The following is a 17,237-nucleotide window of genomic DNA, read 5'->3' on the forward strand; positions in this document are numbered from 1 at the left end:
CATCAGTATCGGCATCACTTCTGGCAGTGATCTTTGTTCCAGCAGGAATAGTAAGAGTTGCTCCGGCATTCACAGAAACCACGTCACTAATTACATATTCGCTATCACCATCTAAAGTTAGGTCGCTATCGATATTGTTTGGAAGTACAGATACCTGACCACGATTAGAAATCCAGTCAAAAGTAGATTCCATTACCGTTGGAGTTAGTGAATATGTATTGTCGATATCTGCATCATCCCCGTTTAATTGAATATTAGACAGATCTGTTCTGGTATCGTCTGGAATATCAACTGAGTTATCGTATCCGTTTAATGAAAGACCGTTGATGATTGCTCCAGAATTTTTCTTGAACTGTAATGCAGTTCCACCTTTAGTAGAAACCGCTGTAAAGTTATTGATGGTAGGTTGCTTGTCTTCACCATCTGCCTCAATCGCAGTAGAGAAATTTCCAATGGTATGAAGAACATATACGTTATCGATTGTTCCATTCCAACCTTCAGTCCAGTCTACGGCATCATCTTCATTATTTTCAAGATAAAGATTCGTAGCATTTGCTGAACCTCCAAAGAATTCAACTCCATCATCTGCTCCATTAATAAGAGCAACGTTCATGATGGAAGTTCCTGAACCAACTGCATAAAGAGAAAGTCCGTTGAACTGAGATTCAGAATTGATCTGAGCACCGGCATCAGAAAGTACGAGGTAATTGATAGAACCAGAATTATCTGCAGCATCGCTACCACCGTAAAGGATCCCTCCAACCTCAGCAGTTGCATTAGAACCTTCAGTAGTTTCAGCATTACCTGCGATGATTAGTCCTCCCCAGCTACCAGCCTGTCCATTGGAAGAACGCATGATCACGGGAGCAGATGCAGTACCGTTAATTTCGATATCTCCACCTTTTTGAACAACGATGTAAACATTGGTGGCATCGCTATCATCAAGATCTGGATCTGCAACGATCTCTGTTCCAGGAGGAATTGTAAGGGTTACGCCACTTTCTACGGAAAGAATTCCGGATAATTGATACGAAGTATTAGCATCAAGAGTCATGTCCTCATCAACGCTTCCGTTAAGGATGTTATCTGAAGTTCCTGGATTTGGTGTTTCAGTATCATCTGTAGGATTAATGATCTCAATATCATTATCATCACTACTACAACTTGTGATAAGCAGTCCGCCAAAAAGCGCGCTCATTAACAAAAAGTGTCTTGCTGTTTTTTTCATAATTTAAGTTTTGATTGAAAAGGTTGTGTATATAATTTGTGGTTAAATAAATTAGAAATTGTAGCTAAGCCCAAGGCTCAATACGGCACCTCTGGTATAAGATCTTACTGTTTGCTCAGCTTCCGCAGCATTTCCAGAAAGTGGTCTTATAGATTGATATCTTTCAATCTCAGGGTTAAGCAGGTTCTGTCCTTTAAATTCCATTTCGAAATTTTCTCCAAACTCTTTGGATAGGATCAAATCAAGGGTTACAAAACCTTTTTCAATAATCTCGTCATTGTATTGGATGTCGATAAAGTCAAGGTTTTGAGTGTCTGGCGATCCCAGTGCATATATTTTATCTGAAGCGTAGTTTGCTACAATAGTTCCTCGGAAAGGATTTTCTGTTTCTGTACTAAAGTTTGCCGATGCATTTACGATCCAGTCTGAGGCTCCCTGAAGTCCAATTTCATCATTCCCGTTATATCTGAAGGTTCTTACAAAAGATCCATCTTCAGCAAAAACATCTTTAAGATCCTGACTGTGCCACATTCTGGTAATATTTCCAGATACACTTAGATCAAGACCATTGTCATTGTCATTTTCGATCACGTCCATTCTCGCTTCAAGCTCCAGACCATAAATGTTGGCTTCGTCACTAGCATTAAAATAAGAGAATACTCCTGAAGCACCACGTGCCTGAGTTCTGTTGATTGGGTCAAGGATCTTTTTATAAAAACCTGTAAGAGATAGTAACTCACCTGAACTTGGAAAAACTTCATATTTAAGATCCAGGTTATAGTTATTCGAAGCTTCTAAATTTGGGTTACCACGAGTGATCTGTCCAATCTGTGAAACATATTCGAAAGGAGCGATCTCTTTAAATTCAGGTAGAGAAATCGTTTTGCTGGCTGCAAGTCTAATATTCGAATCTTCGTTTGGCGAATACCTGATATTTAAACTTGGATAGATGTTATCGTATTCCTTGAAGGTGAAATTTGGAAGGTTTTGTGGGTAGTTGTTCACGTCAAAGATCACATCTACCTGATCCTTTTGATATCTCGCTCCAGCATTAATATTCCATTGTTCGTTTCCAATGTTGAAAACTGCAAAACCGCCATAAGATTCCAGCGTTCCATTATAGATATCTGGGGTAAGACGATTGAATTGCAACAACCTGTTATTGAAGTTTTCTGTAGTAAAGATCGCTCCAAGATTATCAATAGATGGAGGATTTACAGTATTGAAGTCGGTTTCTTCAGCTCCAAAGAACTGTGAAAAGAAATCACGCTCTTTATTTCTATAGTTACCACCAAGAATAAGGGAAGCATTCTTAGAATCTTCGTTATCCATGCTCAGGAAATTATAGGTGTTCTCGATTCTGGCGTTAAACTCAGTATCATCGATCTCCTGTGTAGATTTCCTTTGCTGAAAACCACCAGTTCTGGCCAATTGCACGAAATTATTGTCTCCAATGTTTACTTCATTACGAATACGATTCGGTTCATCTGCATTTACAAGGTTGTAACCAGCTGACCATTCCAGTTCGTTCTTCCCGTCAAGAAAATCATGGAAACCATGTAACTGATTTACCCAAAGCCTGGTTTGTTTGATATTCTGATCACGAATAAACTGGTTGAGGTTTTCACCTCTGTTTGTTTCCTCGAAGACAAAACCTTCACCGTTTCTGCCAGCTTCATAAACCTCATCGGTTACTTTATTGATAAATAAACTGGTTGCTTTTAGGCGATGATTGTCATTGATCTCGAACCCAAGATCTGCCATCAAAGTATTGTTATCGGTCTTTCTGAAGTTTTCAGCATCTGTGAACTGATCTTCCAGAACATTTGTTCTGTAGTTTCTGAAAAGACCTTCGTTGTATTCGAAAGCAACCGAATTAGATGCAGTAACAAATGCTCTTAGCGGTCCAAATTCCTTTCCGGCAGTTATGCTTACCTTTCTATTTACTGGAACTGAAGTCTGTGGATTCCAGCTCTGGTTGTTCAAGGTAAATTCTGTTGGAATGCTCTGATCGTAAACGCCAAAATAAGTGTCTTCCTGGTTTGGAGAAACTTTAAAATTGCTGAATTCTCCGATAGCATTCGTATTCACGCCACCCTGCACACTAATTCCTAATTCATCTTTTCCTCTTAATTCACGAGAAGAAATATCTACATTTCCAGAAGCCTGGTCTGCAGAACTAATTGCAGAATATGCTTTGCTAATCGATACATTCTGAATTACTCTGGTTGGAAACAATCCCAGATCGATATTCTTTCTTTCCACATCATCTGAAGGAATAGGAAGACCATTCATGGTACTATACAGGTAACGGTCACCAAGACCACGTACAAAAAGATCGCCGGAAGCCTCACTGGTGGTTACACCAGAAATCTTGGTAGTAGCAGTAGCCGCATCAGATACTCCTAATTTTGCCAGTTCCTGTGCCCCTATACTTTCCTTTATTTCTACTGAATTTTTTTGCTCTACTAATAAGGCAACTTCAGAATCTCTTCTAGAAACCGTAGTAATAACTACTTCATCTAAGGATGCTGCACTGGATCCTAATTCTGTATTGATCTCTGTCACTTTTCCAGCTTCCACAACTACATCTGGAATTTCCAGAGTTTCATATCCTACAAAACTAAATACGACGGTATAGGTTCCTGGCTGAAGTTTGTCTAAAAGATATATTCCGTCGTAATCTGAAGTGGTTCCCTTAGCAGAATCTTTCAGAAGAACATTGGCAAATGGAAGAGGTTCACCACCCATTTCCTTGTCAGTTAATTTACCTCCAATTGCACCGCTGGTACTGTCCTGGGCTTGCATGTTTGCTGCGAAGAAAAGTAATGCGAGTAAGAATAATTTTTTCATTTTGTTTTTTGCTATAAAATCTCGCTGCAAATAAACATTAAGAAAGTCGCGGGGATGTTACCTCAGATTTAATCCTTCGTCATTAAAGAGTTAGTTAATTGTTACCAATGGGTTAAGCGCCATGTTAATTCAAATTAATCCTTAATTTTATACATTCTTAACCATAGTTATACACCATGAAGAAAAAAGACATTCAGATTTTACTAGTAGATGATGAGCCGGATATCCTGGAAATAGTAGGGTATAATCTTTCTTCGGAAGGTTACCAGGTGATCACTGCAGATAATGGTGTGAAAGCTGTTAAGCTTGCTCAAAAACATAAACCGCATCTTATTATTCTGGATGTTATGATGCCTGAAATGGATGGTATCGAAGCCTGCGAACAAATCCGGAAGTTACCTGATCTTGAACATGCCATCATTACTTTCCTTACCGCAAGGGGAGAGGATTACTCACAAATGGCTGGTTTTGATGCGGGTGCAGATGATTATATTACCAAACCTATCAAGCCGAAAGTTTTGGTTAGCAAAGTAAAGGCATTGTTAAGACGCTATCGTGATGAAGAGGCAGGTTCCAATATTGTAAAACTTTCCGGGATCACTATTAATCGTGACGAATATAAGATCGAACAGAACGGTGAAGAACGCAGTCTGCCCAGAAAAGAATTTGAGTTGTTATCTTTGTTAGCATCCAAACCGGGGAAAGTCTTTAAAAGAGAAGATATCCTTGACAAAGTATGGGGTAATGATATTGTAGTGGGAGGAAGAACTATAGACGTTCATATTCGAAAACTACGTGAAAAGATTGGTGACGATAAGATCAAAACCATCAAAGGTGTTGGGTACAAGTTTGTAGTTTAATGGCGCAACAATTTAAGAGGTCTTATAGATTTGCAATAAGGACTGCTTTATTTATCAGCCTCTTCGTTACCGCGATACTGGCAGTATTCATCTTTCTGGATTTGCAGAACTGGTGGATCGCGCTCCTTATTTTTGCAGGCCTGTGCTACCTGTTCTCTTTTTTGATCATTCAGTATAGAGTAGAGCGGTTTATTTATAGACGTATCAAGAAAGTGTACGATAATGTTTCACTTCTCGATTCTAAAACCTTAAGCCCTAACCAGATCACTACAGATATGTCCAGTCTTACCCGGGAGGTTAAGAAATTCGCCGAGGATAAAAAGCTGGAGATCGAAACCTTAAAAGTAAGAGAAGCTTATCGTAAGGAATTTATGGGTAATGTTTCCCATGAACTCAAAACACCACTTTTCACTGTTCAGGGTTATATCCTAACTCTAATAGATGGTGCACATAAGGATAAGGTCATTCGAAAGAAATACCTCGCCAGAGCCAATAAAGGAGTAGAGCGACTTATTTATATCGTGAAAGATCTTGATATGATCACCAAGCTGGAAACCGGTGATCTACATCTTAAGTACGAGACTTTTGATATTATTGAGTTGATACAGGCATCCTTTGATCTTCTGGAAATGAAGGCGGCCAAAAAGAATATTACGCTCACTTTCGACCTGGATTATGAGGAACCTATAAAAGTAAGAGCAGACCGAGAACGTATTCAGCAGGTACTTACCAACCTGATCGTAAATTCCATCAAGTATGGAAAGAATGGAGGAACTACAGAGATCAGTATTGAGAATCTTATCAAAAACAAGGTCATTGTTAGGGTGACAGATAATGGGGAAGGGATTGCCAAAGAGAATATTCCGCGTTTATTTGAAAGGTTCTATCGTGTGGATAAAAGTGGTTCACGGAAAGAAGGAGGTTCAGGACTTGGGCTTTCTATAGTGAAGCACATTCTGGAAGCGCATGAAGAAAAGATCTATGTGGAAAGTGTGTTTGGAGTTGGAAGTGAATTTTCATTCACTCTCGAAAAACGCAAAGAGATCCCGGAGAACTCGGCCATCACCGAAATTACTTAAGCCGGTATAATTATCAATATCTTTCAGTTTTTCTAAACTGAATTGATTTTGTAAACAGAAAGGAGCAATGCCTAGCCGTTCCAGTCTTTTTGCCAGATATTCCTGTTCTTCCTGTCCGGGTGTTGGAATAAAGAACGCCTTCTTTTCTAATTTTGCCAGATCCATCAGCGTAGTGTAACCTGATCTTGCAATGATCGTCTCACTACTGTTTATAGCCTCTTCCAATTCTCTTCCGAAGAGATAATTACGAATCTGCAGGTTTGAATTAGTTGAACTTAGCTGTTCTTCTTCGGAAATTACTCCGCGTACCAACAATATACTGTCATTAGTATTACTGAAGCATGCTAACAATTTTTCTTCAAGCAGGCTACGCTGAGGTTCCGGCCCGCTAAGCAGCAGCAGGTGTTTGTATTTAATTTCTATTTCACGCTTCTCGAATCTGCTTAAAGCACCAATATAGGTGCATTGCTCAGGCAGATCATCTACATGACTCAGTTTTCCGCTTAAATTCCTTTCCGTCGAAGCATAATCCGGAATCCAGATCTGGTCAAAATTCTTCAAATGCTGGCGATTAATAAATGTAGAAAGGAAGGTTGTGATGCCACTTAGAACATGGATCTGGTGAGTGACAAAAACATTTGTTTTCAAATCATCGCTATAAACCCCAAACCGATTGTCGGAAATGATTCCTTCAATTTGATAATCTTTGATAATCTGCCTGGTCTTTTCTTTTTCCGCAGCGATGGTCTTTCGAATATGACTGGTTTGGGCAATGATCTTCCAGTTGAGAAGCCATCCTTTCTTTGCATATTGAATATTATAACCGGGTAATTCGAGATGAGTAAGCTCAGGAAATTCCTTTTTCAGTAATTGCAGTGCGGCACCATCTGAAGCCACCATAGGTTCGTAATGTTCGTTTTGAAGCGCATTAATTACAGGAATACTACGAGTGGCATGTCCCAGTCCCCAATTCATCACAGCCACTAAAATTCTTTTCTTGGACATATTCAAAACTATTCTTAGCCGCTCCTAAGCTAATTTCTTTAATTTTGCCAAAATATCAATTTTAAGTGGGAAGCAAGAATAAACTTAAACGTTTCAGAGAGAACGAGCAGTTTGAAAATGTAATTCAGCCGTCAAGAGAAGAACTTACGGACAATGAATTTGAGTTAAAAGGGAACTGGAGCAAGGATTTTTTTAAGAATAACAATCCAATAGTTCTGGAACTCGGCTGTGGAAAAGGTGAGTATACCGTAGAGCTGGCCAGGCAGAATCCAGATAAGAACTTTATTGGGGTGGATATAAAAGGAGCTCGTTTCTGGCGTGGCGCAAAAACTGCCATCGAAGAAGGAATGGAAAACGTTGCTTTTATAAGAACGCAGATTGAGCTTATAGAATATGTATTTGCTTCCGCAGAAGTTAGTGAGATCTGGATCACATTTCCAGATCCACAGATAAAATATAAGCGTACAAAGCATCGTTTGACTAATGCAGAGTTTTTAATTCGCTACAAGAATATTCTTAAAGTCGACGGACTCATGCACTTAAAAACAGATTCTGAATTTATGCATGGTTATACTTTAGGCTTATTACATGGTCAGGGTCAGGAGATCCTTTATGCGCATCACGATATTTACAGTAATGAATATTCTCCAAAAGAAGTAACCGGAATTCAAACTTTCTACGAAAAACAGTACCTTGAAAAAGGTAAACCTATTACCTATATTCAATTCCGGATTAAATAGACATTATTGGAAGAAACAAAGATTTTCCTTATTACCTATTTTGCCGCCTTTATTGGTGTGGTGCCTCCAGGTTTGGTAAACATGACCGTGGCCAAGACCTGCGTGGAGAAAGGTAAAAGAAATGGACTTTATGTAGCTATTGGGGCAGGTATTATTGTATTTATACAGGCACTTATTGCGGTACTGCTTGCAGGTTATATTTTTGACCATCCTTTTGTAAAAAAGATGTTATTGCGGGCAGGATTAGTGGTTTTCTGTATTCTGGCAGTGTATTTTTTCATTCAGGCACAGAAGAAGAAAAGAATTGACCCAAGTAAGCGCAAGGCGAATGCGAACAGTATCTATAAAGGCATGTTTATCGCTGCGTTGAATGTATTTCCTATTCCTTATTTTGTAGCAATTGCGGGTGCAATGAATCTAAGCGGTGGCCTGGAATATGATTGGTCCTTAAATTCATCCTTCTCTATCGCTGCGTGTTTAGGAAGTTTTACAGCTTTGTATCTCTACGTAGTACTCTTTGATAAGATCGAAAAGAAAGCAGAGTCATTTGCAAAGTATTCCAACTATTTCATGGCAGCATTAATGGCAGTACTCATTGTCATTGCGCTGGTAAGGATTCTGAATAATTAATTTTGAAAGATAATTCAGGTTTTTTTGATAGGGTTTATGAAGTCTGCCGCCAGATTCCTAAAGGGCGGGTAACCTCTTACGGAGCCATTGCAAAATCTCTTGGTGCGGCCCGTAGTGCAAGAATGGTTGGCTGGGCAATGAATAATTCTCATGATAAAAATGTTCCGGCGCATAGAGTCGTGAATAGAAATGGAATTCTTTCCGGGAAACATCACTTCTCTGGAACCAACGCCATGCAACAACTTCTGGAAGCCGAAGGTGTTGAGGTGAAAGAACTACAGGTAGTCAATTTTAAAGAACTCTTCTGGGATCCCATGAAAGAACTTTAACTGAATTAGATTACCATAAATTACTGCTATCCAGCCATCGATCTAATATTTGTAAATTCTTCGTATTCTTAGCTTTTACCTTTATATTTGCGTTTAGAATCAGTCTAATTAAGCTGTAAAAAATCTGATTAAAATCAGTCTATGAAATTGAACAGAAAAGAAATTTTATCCGCATTAGAAACTATTTCCGTAGCCGGCGACGGCGCTAATATGGTGGAGAGTGGTGCGGTTCAAAATGTAATGACCTTTGGCGATGAAGTGGTGGTGGATCTTGTTTTAAGTACACCGGCTCTTCATATTAAAAAGCGCGCTGAGGTTGATGTGATGAAAGCCATTCATGAAAAAGTTTATGAGAAGGCAAAAGTTAAAGTAAATATCAAGATCGAAGCTGCTGAAAAGAAGCCTGAGATCAAAGGGAAACAAATTCCTGGAATCAAAAATATTGTTGCCGTGGCTTCCGGAAAAGGAGGCGTTGGTAAGTCTACAGTGACTGCGAATCTTGCAGTGACTTTAGCAAAAATGGGATTTAAAGTCGGTATTCTGGATGCAGATATCTATGGTCCTTCCACTCCAATCATGTTTGATGTAGAAGCTGAAAGACCATTATCTGTTACAGTAGAGGGGAAATCCAAAATGAAACCGGTAGAAAATCATGGCGTTAAGATCCTGTCTATTGGATTTTTCACCAAACCAAACCAGGCGGTAGTCTGGAGAGGACCTATGGCAGCAAAGGCACTTAATCAAATGATTTTTGATGCAGCATGGGGAGAACTGGATTTCATGTTGATCGATTTACCTCCGGGAACGGGAGATATTCATTTATCGATCATGCAATCATTACCAATCACGGGTTCTGTTATTGTAAGTACACCGCAGAATGTAGCCTTAGCCGATGCTAAGAAAGGAGTTGCGATGTTCCAGCAGGAAAGTATCAATGTTCCGGTTCTTGGAATTGTTGAGAACATGGCCTATTTCACTCCGGAAGAACTTCCTGAAAATAAATACTATATCTTCGGAAAAGAAGGTGCTAAAAATCTGGCAGCAGATCTGGAAGTGCCATTCTTAGGAGAGATTCCGTTACTGCAAAGTCTAAGAGAGTCCGGAGATATTGGAAGACCGGCAGCATTACAGACTGCTACTCCGTTGGAAAGCGCTTTTGAGGAGATCACTCGAAATATGGTGCAGGAAACGGTGAACAGAAATAAAAATTTACCACCTACTGAAGCTATTAAGATCACAACGATGGCAGGATGTAGCGCGGTTAAGAAAAAATAAATGACAAGCGAAGAAGTTAAAATAAATGTTGAAAAGGCACTTGCCGAGATTCGTCCATTTCTTGAAAGTGATGGAGGGAACATTTCCCTGGTATCTATAGAAGAAAATGACCGTTTGGTAAAAGTACAGCTTGAAGGAGCTTGTGTTGGCTGTTCTGTTAATCAAATGACCCTGAAGAGTGGTGTGGAAATGACGATTAAAAAATATGTGCCTCAAATAGAAAAAGTGGTAAATATAGATCGATCTACCCTTTAAAATTTTGCTGAAGAATGATTAAAACTGATATGCTCATTATCGGTGCAGGTCCAACAGGATTATTCGCCGTTTTTGAAGCCGGACTCTTGAAGATGAAATGTCACCTGATCGATGCTCTTCCACAACCTGGAGGACAGTGTTCAGAAATATACCCGAAAAAGCCAATCTATGATATTCCTGGTTTCCCTGAAGTACTTGCAGGAGACCTGGTAGATAATCTTATGGAGCAGATCAAACCTTTCGAGCCTGGATTTACTTTGGGCGAAAGAGCAGAGACCATAGACAAACAGGATGATGGAAGTTTTATCGTTACTACTAGTAAAGGAACAAAACATCATGCTCCGGTAGTAGTCATCGCTGGAGGTCTGGGTAGTTTCGAGCCTAGAAAACCGCCGATTCCTTCCATCAAGGATTTTGAAGATAAAGGAGTGGCTTATATTATTCGTGATCCAGAAGTATACCGCGATCGCAAGGTAGTGATCGCCGGTGGTGGAGATTCAGCTTTAGACTGGAGTATCTTTTTATCAAATATTGCTTCGGAAGTTTCTCTGGTACATAGGAGAAAAGATTTCCGGGGAGCTTTAGATTCCGTAGAAAAAGTTGAAGAACTTTCGAAAATTGGAAAGATAAACCTGATCACAGATGCTGAAGTTGTGGACCTTCAGGGGAAAGATGCGCTTGATGCTGTAGTAATAAGGCATAAAGATGAAGCAAGAGGAGAAGAGATAAAAGAAGTAGATGATTTTATTCCCCTTTTTGGACTCTCACCTAAACTTGGTCCAATTGGAGACTGGGGACTGGAAATAGAAAAAAATGCCATTAAAGTTGATAATACGTATGATTATCAAACGAACATTCCCGGGGTTTATGCCATTGGTGATGTGAATACCTATAAAGGAAAATTGAAGCTTATTCTTTGTGGTTTCCATGAAGCTGCGATCATGTGCCAGAGTGCTTACCAGCTAATTAACCCAGACAAGAAGTATGTGATGAAGTATACTACGGTTAGCGGAGTTAGCGGTTTTGATGGAAGTAAGAAAGAAGCTAAAAGAGAAGTTGTAAAAAGTATAAATTAGAAGTAATTAAATGTCTGACGTTAAGATCACCATAATAGACCGTGAAGGCGAGGCTCATGTAATCGATGCCCCAACAGATATGAATATGAACCTGATGGAAGTTATTCGTTCCTACGAGCTAGCTCCGGAAGGTACCATTGGGATATGTGGTGGAATGGCGATGTGTGCTTCTTGCCAGTGTTATATGCTCAATTACCAGCACATGCTGCCGGAGATGAGTTACGAAGAGGAAGATATGCTGGATCAGGCATTTCATGTGGAAGATAACAGCAGACTTAGCTGCCAGATACCTATTACAGATGAACTTGAAGGACTGGAGATTCGAATAGCTCCAACAACCGAATAACAAAAAAGCCTGAAGTTGTAACTTCAGGCTTTTTTTAATATTTATTCTAAACCTAAATGGTTTGTAACACTTTACGCTCTTCAATTTCAGCTTCGATACCGTCCCAGAATTCAAGTCTGCTTTTTAAAGACTTTTCAGCAACAGCTTTTACCTCCTGCCACTTTTTATCATCATTCCCGCACAATTGTTCAACCATTCTAAAGGCCATTGGACCATGCTCATCTTCATCCAGTTCGATATGACGATCAAAATAGTATTTGAACAGACTAAGATCTTCTTCAGGGAACTTTTGCTGTACTTTGCTAATGATTGAGGTAAACATATCTGGAATCAGACCTTCGCGTCCAAAGGTAAAAGCAGAAGCAATCTTATGTGGTTCCTGGCTATAAACTACTTCGAAAGTATGCTTCAGGAATTGTTTGATGCTTACTGGTAATTTGCTAGTCGCAATGATCAGGAAAATATCAGTGCCATGAGTTACCTGCATTAAAAGATCTTCGATTTTTGACTTGTTTGCACCCGCAGCGCTCATCGCATCCAGATACATTTCAAAATGGCTCTGGCGTTCTCCCTGCAAGTTGATATCGGTTTCCTCGGCGAGAACGATCTCATTGATCAGGTACCTTGTCTCCGGATCTCCTACCGGCAACCACGGATTGGTGGTTTTAGTAAGTTTTTCCTGAAGAGCAGTTAGTAAAGACATGAAGTCCCATACGGCAAAAACATGATGTTCCATAAACAATTGCAGATGTTCAGGACTATCTATTTTCTGGTAAAGTGAATGATTAATTAACTGGTTGGTTAGAGGTTTTAAACTTTCGTTTATCTCTTTAATCATCATAAGGTAATTTTCTTGCAAATTTAAGAGCTAGCATACATACTATAAAAACATTAGCCAGTTTTTACAGCTTGTTTAACTAAATCCTGTGCTGAAATCTGTATTTTGAACTATGCTGTTAAGTGGTGTGCTAATTTTCTATTCTGAAAAATCTGTAGAGTATTTGCAGGTGAACGGAGTGGTGGCTAAAAAGCCGAAACCTCTAAAATCGAAATGCTGCGATAAATATAAAAAGGGCAAACGTTGCAAACGCTGCCCTTGTTTTGATCTATTATTTTGCTAACAATTTGCTTCGCAGATCTGTTTCAGTTTTTGAAGGGCTTTAGGCCAGGCATTGTTCATATTATCTGCCCATTCGTCTTCGCAATCTAGTTCTATTTTTAATAATGTTCCCTGTCTGGAGTCTTCAAATTGGTAATTCTCAAAAAAGGCTTTTTCGAATTTGGATTCCTCACCTTTTTCAAGCATTCCGAGGTGTTTAATGCTGATGAATTCGTTAGGGATTAGTTTGTCAATAACGCTATGCATTCCGCCTTTTTCACCATTTTCGTTTTCACCCAGAAATAGAATTTTTGCTACCCTCTTTCCAGGAACCTTCGTAATAGGAAGTTGGATTAAATTCAGCAGTCCATTTACGACAGTGTTTCTCATCGATCATAGTCGAAAAAACCTGTTCTTTGGGACAGTCAATTTCAATTTGAAAACGAATCTTTTTCATAATTACAGAATTAGAATGCCGCATGACCGGTAATGTCCAGTCCTGTAATTAATAAATGTATGTCATGAGTTCCCTCATAAGTAATTACACTTTCCAGGTTCATCATATGTCGCATAATGCTGTATTCACCCGTAATTCCCATACCACCTAAAATTTGTCTGGATTCCCGGGCTATTTTGATAGCCATTTCAACATTATTTCTTTTTGCCATGGAGATCTGTGCGGAGGTAGCTTTGCCCTCATTTTTAAGCGTTCCAAGTCTCCAGGCCATGAGTTGTGCTTTTGTGATCTCAGTAATCATTTCAGCAAGCTTTTTTTGTTGCAATTGTTTTGCGGCAATTGGCACTCCAAATTGTTCTCTTTCTTTGGCATAACGCAATGCAGTATCGTAGCAATCCATGGCGGCGCCAATAGCACCCCAGGCGATACCGTATCTAGCTGAATCAAGGCAGCCAAGCGGTGCTCCCAATCCAGATTTATTCGGTAACAAATTTTCCTTCGGCACCTTTACATTGTCAAATATCAATTCTCCTGTAGCACTGGCTCTTAAAGACCATTTATTATGAGTTTCAGGAGTACTGAATCCTTCCATTCCACGTTCCACGATCAGGCCATGAATACGTCCTTCTTCATTCTTAGCCCAGACTACGCCAATATCAGCAAATGGTGAGTTTGAGATCCACATTTTGGCACCATTTAATAGATAGTGATCCCCCTTATCCTTAAAGTTCGTGGTCATTCCTCCAGGATTAGAACCATGATCTGGTTCCGTAAGCCCGAAGCAACCTACCATTTCTCCGGAAGCTAATTTTGGCAGATACTTTTTCCGTTGTTCCTCAGTTCCATACTGGAAAATTGGGTACATCACCAGGGAAGACTGTACTGAAGCTGTAGATCTAATTCCGCTGTCTCCACGTTCAATTTCCTGCATTATAAGTCCGTAGGAAATCTGGTCAAGTCCGGCACCGCCGTATTCTTCAGGAATGTAAGGTCCAAAAGCGCCAATTTCAGCAAGGCCTTTTAAAATCTGTTTCGGGAATGTGGCAGTTTGTGCTGCTTCCTCTATAATTGGGGAGACTTCTCTTTTTACAAATTCACGGGTAGCGTCGCGAACCATTTTATGTTCACTTGATAGCAGGTCGTCAATATCGTAATAATCAGGAGCCTGGAATAGATCTGGTTTCATTGTGTAGTGTTTCTAACAAATGTAACCAAGTCTTTGCTTAGAAGCAATTATAATTTTAGGTAGAAATCCTTTACCAGATTAGTGTATTCCGGAGTATAATTATGTCTGGATATTTCAATGATAAGATCTTGAACTTCAGCTGAAGTTTCTTCAAAACTGAAGCTCAGAAGACTTCTTTTTACGGGTGCTTCAACAGTTCCTTTTACTCTGGTAATTCTTGCAGGATATAATTTATGAGTCTGGGCGATCCTAATCGCAGTACCCTCTTCAGAAAATGGAATGATCAAATCAAAGCGTCCGTCTTTGGATAGCAGGAGGGAAGCACCTTCTAATAATTCGGAGAGAGGCAAAGCTTCAGCAAAACGAGCCTGATCACGTTGATCATCACCTGTTTTATAATCTTCAGTATAAAATGGAGCGTTGGAAAGAATTAGATCGTAGTGCTCTTCATCCTGCATCTCTTCCACAAACTCATCAAATGCTGCATGATAGCAGAATAAGCGGTCACCCCAATCACTGTTTTCAAAATTATCTACAGCCTGTTCATAAGCATTTTCTTCAATCTCGAGCGCATCAACAAGTTCTGCGCCAGATCTTTGAGCCATCATCAGGGCAATAAGTCCTGTTCCAGTGCCAATATCCAGGATTCTTTCGGGATCATGTGCAAGGGAAGACCAGGCGCCAAGAAGTACACCGTCTGTTCCAATTTTCATGGCACAACGATCCTGTTCTATTGTAAAATGTTTGAATTTAAATGGCCTGGCAGACATGTATGGTGATTTTTAATGGAGCTGAAATTCTTCAGATTCGGTGTTATTTCAGCTCAGCTGGTAAAAACTTAAATACAAAAAAAGAGGTTTTAAGTACATAAAACCTCTTTTGATATATTATTCAGAACAAATTATCCTAGAGCAACTCTTTCGAAAGCAACTACTTCAAGTTCGCTGTCTACAGACTTCACGTACTCAGCAACGCTTTGCTTGTTCTCCTTGATATAAGCCTGGTGAACCAAAGTGTTGTCTTTGAAGAAACGCTGAAGTTTTCCCTGAGCGATCTTGTCAAGCATATTTTCTGGCTTTCCTTCCTGTCTCAAAGTATCTTTAGCGATCTCGATCTCTTTATCGATAGTTTCCTGATCAACTCCATTTTCATTAAGAGCAACCGGGTTCATTGCTGCAGCTTGCATAGAAACGTTCTTTGCAGCTTCATCAGCTCCATCAACGCTTTTTGAAAGACCTGTAAGAACAGCAATCTTATTTCCCGCGTGGATGTAAGATCCTACGAAAGGAGCTTCAAGAGTTTTGAAAGCACCAATTTCGATTTTCTCACCAATAACACCAGTTTGTTCAGTAAGTTTTTCCTCTACAGTGATCCCTTTGTACTCAGCTTTAAGAAATTCCTCTTTAGAAGAATAGTTAAGAGCAATTTCAGCGAAATCGTTAGCCATCTTGATGAAATCATCATTCTTGGCAACGAAATCTGTCTCACAGTTCAGGGAGATGATAACACCTCTAGTGTTTTCAGTATTTACCTGAGCAATTGCAGCACCTTCAGAAGAATCTCTGTCGGCTCTCTTTGCAGCTACTTTCTGACCTTTCTTACGAAGCAATTCGATTGCAGCGTCAAAATCACCATCAGCTTCCACTAATGCTTTCTTGCAGTCCATCATTCCTGCACCAGTAGCTTTTCTTAATTTATTTACTTCAGCGGCGGATATCTTAGCCATAATATTGTTTTTTTTATTGAAAAAAGTCGTTTAGAAACTCACTGTAAAGAAAGAAGCTAAACGACTTTTAGATTTTATGTAAACGTTATTTTATTCTTCTTCGTTAGATGATTTGGCTTTGTCTAAAGTTTCACTTTTAGATTCAAGCTTCACATCTTTCTTAGCTTCTTTCATTGCCTTTTTGTCTTCGGAATCTTTAGAAGGAACTTCAGCTTTCTCTGCTTTAGGAGCAGCAGGTTTTGCTTTTTTCTCTTCTGAAGCATCAGAATCTTCTTTTTTCTTAGCTGGTTTCTCAGATTTTCTTTCTGAAAGACCTTCTACGATAGAGTCTGCAACGTAAGAAACAACTTTGCTAATAGATTTAGAAGCATCGTCATTTGATGGAATTAGATAATCAACCTCACGTGGATCTGAGTTGGTATCAACCATCGCAAAAATTGGAATGTTTAGTTTTTGTGCTTCTTTGATCGCAATGTGCTCACGTGTAGTATCTACAACGAAAAGCGCAGCTGGAAGTCTTGACATGTCTGAGATTGAACCTAAGTTCTTTTCTAGCTTAGCTCTAAGACGATCTACTTGCAAACGTTCTTTCTTAGAAAGAGAGTTGAAAGTTCCATCTTTCTTCATTCTATCGATGGAAGCCATTTTCTTAACAGCTTTACGAATAGTAACGAAGTTTGTAAGCATACCACCAGGCCAACGCTCAGTGATATAAGGCATGTTAGCCTTTTCAGCCTGCTCAGCAACGATCTCTTTCGCTTGTTTCTTTGTAGCTACGAAAAGGATCTTTCTTCCGCTTGCTGCGATCTTTGCAAGAGCATCACCTGCTTCCTGCATTTTAGCAGCACTTTTATATAAGTTGATGATGTGGATCCCGTTACGTTCCATATAAATATATGGAGCCATATTTGGATTCCAACGTCTGGTTAAGTGTCCAAAATGAACACCAGCATCAAGTAATTCTTTTACTTCTACTTTGTTTGCCATTTTTGTAATAGTTTACGTTCTGTTGAGATAGCAACAACCAGGTGGCTACTTAATCGTATGGCCCTGACTGTTTAGATGCTAAACTAACTTCTGCCCGGCATGAACA

General features: G+C 39.5%; 17 protein-coding genes and 1 pseudogene. 9 read left to right on the top strand and 9 right to left on the bottom strand.

Annotated elements, in window-relative coordinates:
• Positions 1 to 1,228, bottom strand: a pseudogene (locus QZ620_RS04775) (hypothetical protein); the annotation flags it as partial.
• Between the two features lie 51 nt (positions 1,229 to 1,279).
• The gene (locus QZ620_RS04780; RefSeq protein WP_295179587.1) at positions 1,280 to 4,081 is read right to left on the bottom strand and encodes a TonB-dependent receptor; all 2,802 of its coding nucleotides are present in this window, start codon (positions 4,079 to 4,081) and stop codon (positions 1,280 to 1,282) included.
• Between the two features lie 176 nt (positions 4,082 to 4,257).
• On the opposite strand from QZ620_RS04780, the gene QZ620_RS04785 reads away from it, so the two are divergent.
• Both QZ620_RS04785 and QZ620_RS04790 read left to right on the top strand, forming a co-directional pair.
• Positions 4,258 to 4,941, top strand: a complete 684-nt coding sequence (locus QZ620_RS04785) for a response regulator transcription factor (RefSeq protein WP_295179588.1) — start codon at positions 4,258 to 4,260, stop codon at positions 4,939 to 4,941.
• The gene (locus tag QZ620_RS04790) at positions 4,941 to 6,020 is read left to right on the top strand and encodes an ATP-binding protein (protein WP_295179590.1); all 1,080 of its coding nucleotides are present in this window, start codon (positions 4,941 to 4,943) and stop codon (positions 6,018 to 6,020) included. The genes QZ620_RS04785 and QZ620_RS04790 overlap by 1 nt, the downstream gene beginning before the upstream one ends.
• Here QZ620_RS04790 and QZ620_RS04795 read toward each other — a convergent pair.
• Positions 5,958 to 7,025, bottom strand: coding sequence for a glycosyltransferase family protein (locus QZ620_RS04795; protein ID WP_295179591.1), 1,068 nt, complete (start codon positions 7,023 to 7,025; stop codon positions 5,958 to 5,960). The two genes, QZ620_RS04790 and QZ620_RS04795, sit on opposite strands and share 63 nt — an antisense overlap.
• Before the next feature lie 65 nt (positions 7,026 to 7,090).
• Here QZ620_RS04795 and trmB point away from each other — a divergent pair, with 65 nt between their 5' ends.
• From trmB to QZ620_RS04830, 7 genes are all read left to right on the top strand, one after another.
• Positions 7,091 to 7,765, top strand: coding sequence for a tRNA (guanosine(46)-N7)-methyltransferase TrmB (gene trmB / locus QZ620_RS04800; RefSeq protein ID WP_295179592.1), 675 nt, complete (start codon positions 7,091 to 7,093; stop codon positions 7,763 to 7,765).
• Between the two features lie 6 nt (positions 7,766 to 7,771).
• A complete protein-coding gene (locus tag QZ620_RS04805) occupies positions 7,772 to 8,395 on the top strand; it encodes a LysE family transporter (protein ID WP_295179594.1) in 624 nt (207 codons plus the stop codon).
• Between the two features lie 2 nt (positions 8,396 to 8,397).
• Positions 8,398 to 8,724 (top strand): MGMT family protein, encoded by a 327-nt coding sequence (locus QZ620_RS04810; RefSeq protein WP_295179596.1) that lies wholly within the window; start codon positions 8,398 to 8,400, stop codon positions 8,722 to 8,724.
• Between the two features lie 141 nt (positions 8,725 to 8,865).
• Positions 8,866 to 9,999, top strand: a complete 1,134-nt coding sequence (locus QZ620_RS04815; protein WP_295179598.1) for an Mrp/NBP35 family ATP-binding protein — start codon at positions 8,866 to 8,868, stop codon at positions 9,997 to 9,999.
• Entirely contained in the window at positions 10,000 to 10,254 is a 255-nt protein-coding gene (locus QZ620_RS04820) for a NifU family protein (protein ID WP_141878875.1), read from the top strand.
• A gap of 14 nt (positions 10,255 to 10,268) precedes the next feature.
• On the top strand, positions 10,269 to 11,330 hold the full coding sequence (locus QZ620_RS04825; RefSeq protein ID WP_295179601.1) for an NAD(P)/FAD-dependent oxidoreductase: 1,062 nt from the start codon (positions 10,269 to 10,271) through the stop codon (positions 11,328 to 11,330).
• A gap of 10 nt (positions 11,331 to 11,340) precedes the next feature.
• A complete protein-coding gene (locus QZ620_RS04830) occupies positions 11,341 to 11,676 on the top strand; it encodes a 2Fe-2S iron-sulfur cluster-binding protein (RefSeq protein ID WP_026914088.1) in 336 nt (111 codons plus the stop codon).
• A gap of 52 nt (positions 11,677 to 11,728) precedes the next feature.
• Here the strand turns inward: QZ620_RS04830 and QZ620_RS04835 are convergent, their stop codons facing one another.
• The 6 genes from QZ620_RS04835 to rpsB form a co-directional block, all read right to left on the bottom strand.
• On the bottom strand, positions 11,729 to 12,514 hold the full coding sequence (locus QZ620_RS04835) for a DUF3050 domain-containing protein (RefSeq protein ID WP_295179628.1): 786 nt from the start codon (positions 12,512 to 12,514) through the stop codon (positions 11,729 to 11,731).
• 279 nt (positions 12,515 to 12,793) lie between these two features.
• On the bottom strand, positions 12,794 to 13,165 hold the full coding sequence (locus QZ620_RS04840) for a hypothetical protein (RefSeq protein WP_295179603.1): 372 nt from the start codon (positions 13,163 to 13,165) through the stop codon (positions 12,794 to 12,796).
• Between the two features lie 77 nt (positions 13,166 to 13,242).
• Entirely contained in the window at positions 13,243 to 14,418 is a 1,176-nt protein-coding gene (locus QZ620_RS04845) for an acyl-CoA dehydrogenase family protein (RefSeq protein ID WP_295179605.1), read from the bottom strand.
• A gap of 47 nt (positions 14,419 to 14,465) precedes the next feature.
• Positions 14,466 to 15,188 (bottom strand): methyltransferase, encoded by a 723-nt coding sequence (locus QZ620_RS04850; protein ID WP_295179607.1) that lies wholly within the window; start codon positions 15,186 to 15,188, stop codon positions 14,466 to 14,468.
• A gap of 131 nt (positions 15,189 to 15,319) precedes the next feature.
• Complete coding sequence (gene tsf / locus QZ620_RS04855; protein WP_295179609.1) at positions 15,320 to 16,144, bottom strand: translation elongation factor Ts; 825 nt, start codon at positions 16,142 to 16,144, stop codon at positions 15,320 to 15,322.
• Between the two features lie 90 nt (positions 16,145 to 16,234).
• Positions 16,235 to 17,131, bottom strand: a complete 897-nt coding sequence (gene rpsB, locus QZ620_RS04860; RefSeq protein WP_295179611.1) for a 30S ribosomal protein S2 — start codon at positions 17,129 to 17,131, stop codon at positions 16,235 to 16,237.
• Positions 17,132 to 17,237 lie beyond the last annotated feature (106 nt).

Source organism: uncultured Christiangramia sp. (assembly GCF_913046405.1).
In the GTDB taxonomy this organism is placed as follows: domain Bacteria; phylum Bacteroidota; class Bacteroidia; order Flavobacteriales; family Flavobacteriaceae; genus Christiangramia; species Christiangramia marina.

Excerpts from the sequence above, each read along its gene's own strand:
- QZ620_RS04780 (WP_295179587.1), bottom strand. The coding sequence starts at position 4,081 with ATGAAAAAATTATTCTTACTCGCATTACTTTTCTTCGCAGCAAACATG.
- QZ620_RS04785 (WP_295179588.1), top strand. The coding sequence starts at position 4,258 with ATGAAGAAAAAAGACATTCAGATTTTACTAGTAGATGATGAGCCGGAT.
- QZ620_RS04790 (WP_295179590.1), top strand. The coding sequence starts at position 4,941 with ATGGCGCAACAATTTAAGAGGTCTTATAGATTTGCAATAAGGACTGCT.
- QZ620_RS04795 (WP_295179591.1), bottom strand. The coding sequence starts at position 7,025 with ATGTCCAAGAAAAGAATTTTAGTGGCTGTGATGAATTGGGGACTGGGA.
- QZ620_RS04815 (WP_295179598.1), top strand. The coding sequence starts at position 8,866 with ATGAAATTGAACAGAAAAGAAATTTTATCCGCATTAGAAACTATTTCC.
- QZ620_RS04820 (WP_141878875.1), top strand. The coding sequence starts at position 10,000 with ATGACAAGCGAAGAAGTTAAAATAAATGTTGAAAAGGCACTTGCCGAG.
- QZ620_RS04825 (WP_295179601.1), top strand. The coding sequence starts at position 10,269 with ATGATTAAAACTGATATGCTCATTATCGGTGCAGGTCCAACAGGATTA.
- QZ620_RS04830 (WP_026914088.1), top strand. The coding sequence starts at position 11,341 with ATGTCTGACGTTAAGATCACCATAATAGACCGTGAAGGCGAGGCTCAT.
- QZ620_RS04835 (WP_295179628.1), bottom strand. The coding sequence starts at position 12,514 with ATGATTAAAGAGATAAACGAAAGTTTAAAACCTCTAACCAACCAGTTA.
- QZ620_RS04840 (WP_295179603.1), bottom strand. The coding sequence starts at position 13,165 with ATGAGAAACACTGTCGTAAATGGACTGCTGAATTTAATCCAACTTCCT.
- QZ620_RS04845 (WP_295179605.1), bottom strand. The coding sequence starts at position 14,418 with ATGAAACCAGATCTATTCCAGGCTCCTGATTATTACGATATTGACGAC.
- QZ620_RS04850 (WP_295179607.1), bottom strand. The coding sequence starts at position 15,188 with ATGTCTGCCAGGCCATTTAAATTCAAACATTTTACAATAGAACAGGAT.
- tsf (WP_295179609.1), bottom strand. The coding sequence starts at position 16,144 with ATGGCTAAGATATCCGCCGCTGAAGTAAATAAATTAAGAAAAGCTACT.
- rpsB (WP_295179611.1), bottom strand. The coding sequence starts at position 17,131 with ATGGCAAACAAAGTAGAAGTAAAAGAATTACTTGATGCTGGTGTTCAT.